Source organism: Micromonospora sp. NPDC000121, from assembly GCF_042899165.1.
In the GTDB taxonomy this organism is placed as follows: Bacteria; Actinomycetota; Actinomycetes; order Mycobacteriales; family Micromonosporaceae; genus Micromonospora.
Window position 1 is genome coordinate 484,107 of the sequence record NZ_JBIAZP010000005.1, and the last position, 8,561, is coordinate 492,667.

The following is an 8,561-nucleotide window of genomic DNA, read 5'->3' on the forward strand; positions in this document are numbered from 1 at the left end:
CTGCCCGCCCGGAGGGGAGTCCGTTGAGGTCTTACACCAGCTCCACAGGCGTTTTACCTGTCCGCCAGCCCGGCGGCCAGAAGGTTCCTCGCTGCGTTGACGTCCCGGTCATGGGTCACACCACAGGAGCATTGCCACGCACGGACGGTCAACGGCAGGGATTCGGTCAGTCGCCCGCAGTCCGCGCACAGCTTGGACGAGGGGAACCAGCGGTCCACCGTCACCAGGGTGCGCCCGTACCAGGCGGCCTTGTACTCCAACATGGCCCGCAACTGCGACCAGGCGGCGTCGGAGATCGCGCGGGCCAGCCGGTGGTTGCGCAGCATGTTGCGCACAGTCAGGTCCTCGATCACGACCGTTTGGTTCTCGCGGACGAGTCGAGTCGACAGTTTGTGCAGGTGGTCCCGTCGCCGGTCGGCGATCCGCGCGTGAATCCTGGCGACCTTGAGTCGGCCTTTGGCCCGGTTGGCCGAGCCTTTCTCCTTGCGCGCGTGTTCCCGCTGGGCCCTGGCGAGCCTCCGCCGGTCGGCCCGCTCGTGACGGGGGTTGGTGACCTTCTCCCCGGTGGACAGGGTCACCAGGCTGGTCAGCCCCGCGTCGACACCGACCGCCGTGTCCACCGGTGGGAGCGGTTGGACGGTCGGGTCCTCGACGAGCAGGGACACGAACCAGCGGCCCGCCGCGTCTCGAGACACGGTGACGGTGGACGGCACAGCGCCGTCGGGCAGCGGACGCGACCACACGATGCGCAGCGGCTGCGCCTGCTTGGCCAGGGTGAGCTGCCCGTCCCGCCAGCGGAACGCCGACCGGGTGTACTCGGCACTGGCCCGGGACTTCCTCCTAGACTTGAAACGGGGATATCCGGCGCGCTTGGCGAAGAACGCGGTGTAGGCGGCGTGCAGATGCCGCAGCGCTTGTTGCAGCGGAACGCTGGACACCTCGTTGAGGAACGCCAACTCCTTTCCGCGTTTCCATTCGGTCAGGGCCGCCGACGATTCCGCGTAGCTGATCGAGCGGCGTTGGGTGGCGTATGCGCGGGTCCGCATCTCGAGGGCTTTGTTGTAGACCAGACGCACACACCCGAAGGTGCGGTGGAGTTGTTCAGCCTGCTCACCGGTGGGATAGAAGCGGTACTTGTATGCCCGCTTCACCACCCCACCCACATTTCACAAGCTATCAGTCCATTGTGTTACACGACCCGTTGAGGGGAGGCAGCGGCGTTCCTCCCGGCCCTGAACGGCCGGGTATCCACGCCGCAACTCTGATGACCGAGCAGACTGCGCCGACGACCGCTGCGGGTGAGCCGGCCACCGCCCGGGGCGAGCAGACGCGGCAGCTCATCCTGGACACGGCGATGCGGCTGTTCCAGGAGCGGGGGTACGCCCGGACCACCATGCGCGCCATCGCCCAGGAGGCCGGGGTGGCGGTGGGCAACGCCTACTACTACTTCGGCTCGAAGGACCACCTGATCCAGGAGTTCTACGCCCGCGCGCAGGTCCAGCACCGGGCCGCGGCGCAGCCGGTGCTCGACCGGGAGTCCGACTTCGCCGCCCGGCTCGCCGGGGTGCTGCACGCCGGCATCGACGTGCTCACCCCCTCGCACGACTTCGCGGCGAGCTTCTTCAAGACGGCGGCGGAGCCGACGTCACCGCTCAGCCCGTTCTCCGCGGAGTCGTCCGCTCCCCGGCAGGCGGCCGTCGGCCTCTTCGCCGAGGTCCTCGACGGCTCCACCGCGAAGGTGGACGGCGAGCTGCGCCCCCACCTGCCCGAGCTGCTGTGGCTCGCGTACATGGGGGTGGTCCTCTACTGGGTCCACGACCGGTCCCCCGGGCAGGCCAAGACCCGACAGCTCATCGACGGCGCGGTGCCGCTGGTCGACCGGCTGGTGGGGCTGTCCCGGTTGCGGGTGCTACGCCCGGTCACCCGGCAGGTGCTCGACCTCATTCGCACGCTGCGTCACTGACCCGTCGGGCCGCCTCGACACGCTCCGCCCCAGGTCAAGTCCACTTCTGGACAGTCCCAACCACCCGGCGACATCTTGCCGAACCGCCCGTCAATACGTAGCGTAGTCGACACGCACGGCGACCGGCCCCGCAACGCCCGTCGCGGGCACGGGGACCTGGGGGAGGCTGCGGGCCGTGGATCCGGCCCGGGATCCACGGTCCGCGCCCCACCCCCCACCGCCTGCTCACGGCGGGTACACCCCGAACGATCGCCAGCCCCGGTCGGGGAAGCCGGCCGCCTCGGCGACCCGCGCGGAGGCCGCGTTGGCGCGGTCGTGCAGGTAGGTCGGAACGGCCCCCTCGTCGAGCACCCGGCGGGCCGCCTGCGCGACCAGTCGCCGGGCCAGCCCCCGCCCCCGCGCCGCCGGCACCGTCCCCACCGCCAACTCGTGGCCGTACGCGTCGTGCCGCTTCACCCCCACCCCGGACAGGTACCGGCCACGCTCGTCGCGCACCACCAGCACGGGCCGGTCGAAGAGCCGGAGCCAGGACGGCAGCCCCGGCGAGGCCGGGGACACCCAGTCCCCCACGTCGGGCAGCGGGGCCGGGGCGACGCTCCACCGGAACACGTCGTCGTGGACCGCCCAGCCGGGCCGACCGACCGCCGCGGGCAGCCCGGGCAGCAACCGCCCGACCCGCCGGCGGGCCAACTCGCGGACCGCCTCCACCCGCTCCGGCGGTACGGAGAGCACGGTGCTCGCCCCGGCCGCGACCGCGATCGCCGGCCGCAGCCGACCGTCCCAGGCCGGCCGGGCCCGCCGGTGCGACCCGACCACGTGCAGCCCCGGGCCCGCCGGCCACTGGCCCAGCCAGGTCGACAGGTGCAGGTGGAGCCGCCGGTCGAGCATCGAGTCACCTCCCCCGCGGCCGACCCACGGCAGCCGCCCGGGCGAACGCCGCCGGGGCCGCTCGCCGCGCTCGCCGGGGCGCGGCTCGCACCCCGGCCCGTCCGCCGATCACCGTACGCCGGACGGTTGCCGCCCGGCGTACGGATCCGATCAATGGTGGGCGCGACCCGCGTGCCCGGCGTGGCCCGGCCGGTGCTCCCCGCCCCCGGCCTCGTGCACCGCGTGGCCGACGGAGCCGCCCTCGTGCCCAGCAGGCCCGGCGTGGGTCGACCCGGCGTCGTGGCCGGCGTGGGTGGCGTCGGTGCCGTGGCCGGCGTGGGTCGCCCCGGTGCCGTGGCCGGCGTGGTACCGGTGGGTAACCGCGTGGCCCCGACCGCGCCCGATCAGCGCCCGGTTGACCGGCACGGTGACCACGAAGGCCACCGCGAGGGCGAAGGCGAGGCTGGCCCAGAACACCCAACTCGTCAGGCCGGCCTCCATCGCGCCGGGGATGGCGAGCATGACGCCGTTGTCGACCACCTCCATCACCGCGATGCTCACCGTGTCGGCGACCAGCGCCACCTTGATCGCGGTGCGCAGCGGGACGCCGGAACGCAGCACCGGCCGGATGGTCAGCGAGTAGCCGAAGAGGAACGCCAGGCCGACCGCGAGCGCGATCGTGGCGAGGTCGGACCAGCCGAGGGCGGTGCCGATGACCATGCCGAGGACCTCGCCGATGGCGCAGCCCGTGAGGCAGTGCAGGGTCGCCGTGATCGCCAGCCGGGTGAGATTCGCGTTCGTCATGCCCCGACCATATACCCCCAGGGGGTATCTCATCAAGGGGTGTCGACCACCCTCCCGCGACCGGTGCCGGGCGCCGCAGGTCGGCGACGCCCGGCGGGCGCCCCGGGCGCGCACCCGGCCCGCGGGACGTCGGGTCGACCCGGCCGCCGACCTCGTCGCCGGGCTCCGGCACCACAGGGCGCCGACGCCGGTTCAAGCGCAGGGCGGGCGGGTACAGGTGCAGGACATCGTCGATGGAGGCCGCCTCGAGATCGCTCGCGGGCGCGGGAACCCGGGACATCGATCGGCCGTCATATTCATTTCCATACATGTACAACTTTGTTTGGGACGGTAGTCGTCATGCCGAATCAGCCGAACGACCGGTACCAGCAGGAGACCGAGCGGCTTTGGCGCGCGCCCGGGGCCGCCGGGCGGTTTCCCGCGCAGCCGCCGTACCGGGGCAACCGCGGCGTCACCCGTACCGAGACGCTCTCCTGGGGAGAGCTGAACAAGCTGCCGGCCGGGACCTCCACCCGCCGCAACCTCAACCCGCGCTGACCCGACCGCCCACGCCGGGGCAACGACACACCCGGGGCGGTCCAGCGATGGCTTTCGCACACCTGTCGGGTAATTTCTTGTGGTCCGGAACCCGGCCCACGACAGGAGAAACATCGCGCATGGGCAAGAAGACGATCCACGTCTCCGACTTCAGCGGCACGGTGATCCAGCCCGACGACGAGGTGGTCCGCGTCGTCGTCCTGGAGCACCCTGACCTGGTGGCCGGGCCCGTGCAACTGGATGCCACCCCGGTCGAGGTGGAGAGCATCGACGACGCCGCGCTCGACGTCGCGGTCGTCGAGATCCACGACCGGCACGGCGGCGGCGAGCCCCGGCGGGTGGTGCTGACGGCGAGCGAGTTCGACGCGATGGCCACCGACGTGCCGATGGCGCAGTTGCTCCGGACCGCCGAGCGGGTCCGCCCGCCGAAGGCCCGCAAGAGCGCCGAGAAGGTCGACTACGGCACGATCGAGCACGCCGGCAAGCCGCACCGGGGCCGGGTCACCGAGGAGGAGGCCCGGTTGGTGCGCGAACAACTCGACGAGGTCAACAAGCGCCTCGCCGACGCCGGGATCCGCCAGATCGATCCCGCCGACCCGGAGCACGCCACCCGGTACGGCTTCCCCACCGCTTCCTGAGTCGCCGTCGCGGCAACCGACGTGCCGGCGCCCGCCGGCGGGCGCCGGCACGTCGCCGCCGACGCGCCGCGCCGGACGCTCGTCGCGGCGTCCCCCGACCGCCGCGACGAGCGCCGGCTCTCCCGTCAGCCCTGGACGCTCTTCGCGGCGGCGGCGACCGCCGCGAGGATCGTCGACTCGGCGGTGGCCTTGTCGACGCCGAGGTCGGCCAGCACCCCGGTGCCGTTCTCCAGTTCCAGCAGGGCGAGCAGGATGTGCTCGGTGCCGATGTAGTTGTGCCCCAGCCGCAGCGCCTCGCGGAAGGTCAGCTCCAGAGCCTTCTTGGCCTGCGCGTCGTACGGGATCAGGTCGGGGACCTCGGCCGAGGACGGCGGCAGCGCGGCCGTCGCGACCTCGCGCACCCGCTCCAGCGGCACGCCCTGCGCGACGATCGCCTGCGCGGCGAGGGCCTCCGGCTCGCTGAGCAGCCCCAACAGCACGTGCTCGGGGCGGATCTCGGCGTGCCCGGTGGCCCGCGCCTCGTTCTGCGAGGCCATCACGGTGTTGCGGGCGCGGGGGGTGAACCGGCTGAAGCCCTGTTGCGGGTCGAGCGGCGTTTCGGCGGCCTTGGGCACGAAGCGCTTCTGCGCCGCCTGCTTGCTGACGCCCATGCTCCGGCCGATGTCGGTCCACGAGGCGCCGGAGCGCCGCGCCTGGTCCACGAAGTGGCCGATCAGGTGGTCGGCGATCTCGCCGAGGTGGTCGGCCGCGATGACCGCGTCGGCGAGCTGGTCGAGGGCGTCGGTGTGCGCCTTCTTGATCGCCTGGATGAGGTCGTCGAGCCGGACCGGGTTGCTCATCTGCACTGGTTCGGTCATGCGTCAACGATAGGTTGACGACCCTCGGTCGTCAACCTCCAGTTGACGGCGACTCGTCGGCGACGGCCGACCCGACCGCGACGGAAGCACTGCGGCGATTCGCCGCCACCCCGGCACACCCGGTGTCGGCGGGCCGGGGTGGCGGCGCCCGGTCAGGCCGCGCTTCCGGCCGTCCGCAGGCTGGCCGGGCGCATGTCCGTCCAGACGCTCTCGATGTGGGTCAGGCACTCCTCGCGAGAGCCGCGGACGTCCAGCGCCTGCCACCCGTCCGGCACCGGCCGGTCGGCCGCCCAGATCGAGTACTGCTCCTCGGCGTTGCGGACGACGACGTACTGCTCCGCTTCGAAACTCATCCCGCGTCTCCCCGTCACGAACCGGTCACTGTGGATCACTGGTACCGCACGACCCTATCCAGCCGGCGCAGCCGGGGGCAACGACAACCTTCACTCGATCCGGCGCCGCCGGCGACACGGTTTGCCGGCGCCGGCGGCAGCCCGGCCCGGGCGGGCCAACGCTCAGCTCCCGCTGCCGTCAGGGTCCGGCGCGTCGCCCGACAGCGGCCGGACGAGAAGCTCGAACGCCTCGGCGTACCACGTCTCCGGCACCGACTCGGGGTCGACGAGGCGCTGGATGCTCAGCCCGATGTCCAGGCCGAGGAGCAGGGTCGCCGTACGCGCCACCAGCGCGGGGTCCGGCCCGTCGGCCCGGGCGGCCAGGTGGGCGGCGATCCCGGCGCGGGTGCGGCGCAGCGCCTCGATGTAGCGGGGACGCACCCGCGGATTGCGCATGGCGGCGATCCAGAACTCCATCATCAGCAGCGCGAAGTCGGCGTTCTCCCCGGCCCGGTCGCCGGTCGAGTTGGCCGAGCTGAGGGCGGCGAACGCCTGCACCATGTCGGACTCACCGGCGTTGACCTGGGTCAGGTCGGTGCCGATGATGTCCAACTGCCGGTCCAGCAGGGCGAGGATGATGTCCTCCTTGTTGCGGAAGCTGGAGTAGACGGCGCCCTTGGTCAGCCCGGCCGCCGCCGCGATGTCGTCCAGGGAGGCCGCCGGCCCGCGCTCGGCGAGCAGCCGCTGCGCCGCGTCGAGCAGGCGGTTCCGGTTGTGCCGCTGCCGCTCCTGGCGCCCCATCCGTTCCATCAGGCGACTCTCCCGTCGTTCCGCTTGACCAGAATCTCCACATTACGCATACTCGGCGGTATCTGAATACCGACCAGTATCGGAGATGTCATGGTGCTGCGCGTGGACCATGTCTGCAAGGAGTATCGCGGAGGGGTGCGGGCCAACGACGACATCAGCATCCGGGTGAACGCCGGGCAGGTCTACGGCCTGCTCGGCCACAACGGCGCCGGCAAGACCACGCTGGTCAACCAGGTCGCCGGGCTGATCCGGCCGACCAGCGGCACGATCCGCATCGGCGACGGCGACCCGGTCGCCGACCCCGGGTTCGCCCACCGGGTCTGCTCGGTGCAGCCGCAGGCCCAGGTGCCGCTGATGGGCGTGACGCCGCGCCAGGCCATCACCCTGGTGGCCCGGATCCGGGGGGCGGGCCGGGCCGAGGCGGCCGCCGCCACCCAGCGGCTGCTCGAGGCCCTCGACATCACCGAGTGGGCCGACACCCCGGCCGAGCGGCTCTCCGGCGGCGTCCGCCGCCTCGCCGCGTACTGCCTGGCCGCGGTGCGGCCGGGCCAGGTGATCGTGCTCGACGAGCCCAGCAACGACGTGGACCCGGTGCGCCGGCGGTTGCTGTGGCAGCAGGTCCGGTCGTTGGCCGACGACGGGGCGGCCGTCCTCCTGGTCACCCACAACCTCACCGAGGTCGAGCGGATCCTCGACCGGCTCTCGGTCCTGGCGCACGGCCGGGTGGTCGCCGAGGGCACCGTGGCCGACCTGCGCGCCGGCGCCGGCCCGGCGCTGCGGCTCGACGTCGGACTGTCGGCCGGCAGCGACGAACCCGCGCCACCGCCGTTCGCCGGGCAGCCCCCGCGCCGGGACCGGCAACGGCTCGCGTACGCCCTGGACACCGCCGACGCGGTGGCCGCCACCGAGTGGGCGGCCCGCATGCAGGCCGCCGGCACGATCGAGGACTTCTCGCTGTACCCGATGCGGGTCGAGGACATCTACCTCGCCCTCGAAGAGCACCAGCCGACCCACGAGGAGGTCGACGATGTCGTGGCTCCGTAGCTACGCCCTGCTGCTGCGCTGGAACGCGCTGCGGCTGCGCTTCCTGCTCCCCCTCTTCGCGATCGTCTCCGCCGGGCTCTCCGTCGGCATCATCGTCGGCTTCGCGTACCTGCTGCCCGACGTCGACGCGACCAGCGCCGCGTTCCTCGCCACCGGCGGCCCGACCATCGGGCTGATCACCGTCGGGCTGGTGATGGCCCCGAACATGGTGGCGCAGAGCAAGTTGCAGGGCAGCTTCGAGTTCGACCAGACGCTGCCCGTCCCACCGCTGGCCTCGGTCGCGGCGGGGGTCACCGTGTGGATCCTGGGCGCGCTGCCCGGGCTCGTGCTGTCGCTGGTGGTCGCCGCGTTCCGCTTCGACCTGCGGCTGGACCCGAGTCCGCTGGTGATCCCCGCCGCCCTGCTCGTCGCCCTGACCGCCACCACGCTCGGCTACGGGCTGGCCCACGCCCTCCCGCCGGCCGCGGTCGGCCTGGTGACCCAGCTCGTCGTCTTCGTCACGCTGATGTTCTCCCCCGTCAACTTCCCCGTCGACCGGCTACCGGGCTGGTTGCAGGCCGTGCACGTCGTGCTCCCGTTCCAGTACATGGCGCAGGGCGTACGCGAGGCGCTGGTCGGCGGCATCAGCGGCACCCCGTACCTCGTGATGGGCGCGTGGTGCCTCGTCGGGCTGGTGGTGACCTACCGGCTGATCGTCCGGCGGCCGTGA

Annotated in this window: 11 protein-coding genes; 5 read left to right on the plus strand and 6 right to left on the minus strand. The window is 72.5% G+C overall.

Annotated features, from left to right (window positions below):
* Positions 1 to 53: 53 nt before the first annotated feature.
* Entirely contained in the window at positions 54 to 1,163 is a 1,110-nt protein-coding gene (locus ACFY23_RS18200; RefSeq protein ID WP_350684304.1) for an RNA-guided endonuclease TnpB family protein, read from the minus strand.
* Between the two features lie 101 nt (positions 1,164 to 1,264).
* Between ACFY23_RS18200 and ACFY23_RS18205 the strand changes: the two genes are divergently transcribed.
* Positions 1,265 to 1,963: a TetR family transcriptional regulator gene (locus ACFY23_RS18205; RefSeq protein WP_350684305.1), complete on the plus strand. Its 699-nt coding sequence runs from the start codon at positions 1,265 to 1,267 to the stop codon at positions 1,961 to 1,963.
* A 225-nt stretch (positions 1,964 to 2,188) separates the two neighbouring features.
* On the opposite strand, the gene ACFY23_RS18210 is transcribed toward ACFY23_RS18205, so the two are convergent.
* Positions 2,189 to 2,851 (minus strand): GNAT family N-acetyltransferase, encoded by a 663-nt coding sequence (locus tag ACFY23_RS18210; protein WP_350819144.1) that lies wholly within the window; start codon positions 2,849 to 2,851, stop codon positions 2,189 to 2,191.
* A gap of 150 nt (positions 2,852 to 3,001) precedes the next feature.
* The gene (locus ACFY23_RS18215; RefSeq protein WP_350687475.1) at positions 3,002 to 3,634 is read right to left on the minus strand and encodes a DUF4396 domain-containing protein; all 633 of its coding nucleotides are present in this window, start codon (positions 3,632 to 3,634) and stop codon (positions 3,002 to 3,004) included.
* A gap of 339 nt (positions 3,635 to 3,973) precedes the next feature.
* Here ACFY23_RS18215 and ACFY23_RS18220 point away from each other — a divergent pair, with 339 nt between their 5' ends.
* Positions 3,974 to 4,171 (plus strand): DNA repair protein, encoded by a 198-nt coding sequence (locus tag ACFY23_RS18220; RefSeq protein ID WP_350687473.1) that lies wholly within the window; start codon positions 3,974 to 3,976, stop codon positions 4,169 to 4,171.
* Between the two features lie 119 nt (positions 4,172 to 4,290).
* Positions 4,291 to 4,809, plus strand: coding sequence for a hypothetical protein (locus ACFY23_RS18225; RefSeq protein ID WP_350687471.1), 519 nt, complete (start codon positions 4,291 to 4,293; stop codon positions 4,807 to 4,809).
* Positions 4,810 to 4,934: 125 nt separating this feature from the next.
* Here ACFY23_RS18225 and ACFY23_RS18230 read toward each other — a convergent pair whose 3' ends face one another.
* The 3 genes from ACFY23_RS18230 to ACFY23_RS18240 all read right to left on the minus strand — a co-directional run bounded on the left by ACFY23_RS18230 (position 4,935) and on the right by ACFY23_RS18240 (position 6,808).
* Positions 4,935 to 5,666, minus strand: a complete 732-nt coding sequence (locus ACFY23_RS18230) for a Clp protease N-terminal domain-containing protein (protein WP_350687379.1) — start codon at positions 5,664 to 5,666, stop codon at positions 4,935 to 4,937.
* Between the two features lie 152 nt (positions 5,667 to 5,818).
* Positions 5,819 to 6,019: an MbtH family NRPS accessory protein gene (locus tag ACFY23_RS18235; protein WP_350687378.1), complete on the minus strand. Its 201-nt coding sequence runs from the start codon at positions 6,017 to 6,019 to the stop codon at positions 5,819 to 5,821.
* Positions 6,020 to 6,181: 162 nt separating this feature from the next.
* On the minus strand, positions 6,182 to 6,808 hold the full coding sequence (locus tag ACFY23_RS18240; RefSeq protein WP_350687376.1) for a TetR/AcrR family transcriptional regulator: 627 nt from the start codon (positions 6,806 to 6,808) through the stop codon (positions 6,182 to 6,184).
* Positions 6,809 to 6,898: 90 nt separating this feature from the next.
* On the opposite strand from ACFY23_RS18240, the gene ACFY23_RS18245 reads away from it, so the two are divergent.
* Both ACFY23_RS18245 and ACFY23_RS18250 read left to right on the plus strand, forming a co-directional pair.
* Positions 6,899 to 7,852, plus strand: coding sequence for an ABC transporter ATP-binding protein (locus ACFY23_RS18245; RefSeq protein WP_350819747.1), 954 nt, complete (start codon positions 6,899 to 6,901; stop codon positions 7,850 to 7,852).
* Positions 7,836 to 8,561, plus strand: coding sequence for an ABC transporter permease (locus tag ACFY23_RS18250; protein WP_350686359.1), 726 nt, complete (start codon positions 7,836 to 7,838; stop codon positions 8,559 to 8,561). Before ACFY23_RS18245 ends, ACFY23_RS18250 begins: the two co-directional genes overlap by 17 nt.

Bases quoted from the DNA above. Each gene is read 5' to 3' on its own strand.
- ACFY23_RS18205 (WP_350684305.1), top strand. From the start codon at position 1,265: ATGACCGAGCAGACTGCGCCGACGACCGCTGCGGGTGAGCCGGCCACC.
- ACFY23_RS18210 (WP_350819144.1), bottom strand. From the start codon at position 2,851: ATGCTCGACCGGCGGCTCCACCTGCACCTGTCGACCTGGCTGGGCCAG.
- ACFY23_RS18215 (WP_350687475.1), bottom strand. From the start codon at position 3,634: ATGACGAACGCGAATCTCACCCGGCTGGCGATCACGGCGACCCTGCAC.
- ACFY23_RS18220 (WP_350687473.1), top strand. From the start codon at position 3,974: ATGCCGAATCAGCCGAACGACCGGTACCAGCAGGAGACCGAGCGGCTT.
- ACFY23_RS18225 (WP_350687471.1), top strand. From the start codon at position 4,291: ATGGGCAAGAAGACGATCCACGTCTCCGACTTCAGCGGCACGGTGATC.
- ACFY23_RS18230 (WP_350687379.1), bottom strand. From the start codon at position 5,666: ATGACCGAACCAGTGCAGATGAGCAACCCGGTCCGGCTCGACGACCTC.
- ACFY23_RS18235 (WP_350687378.1), bottom strand. From the start codon at position 6,019: ATGAGTTTCGAAGCGGAGCAGTACGTCGTCGTCCGCAACGCCGAGGAG.
- ACFY23_RS18240 (WP_350687376.1), bottom strand. From the start codon at position 6,808: ATGGAACGGATGGGGCGCCAGGAGCGGCAGCGGCACAACCGGAACCGC.
- ACFY23_RS18245 (WP_350819747.1), top strand. From the start codon at position 6,899: ATGGTGCTGCGCGTGGACCATGTCTGCAAGGAGTATCGCGGAGGGGTG.
- ACFY23_RS18250 (WP_350686359.1), top strand. From the start codon at position 7,836: ATGTCGTGGCTCCGTAGCTACGCCCTGCTGCTGCGCTGGAACGCGCTG.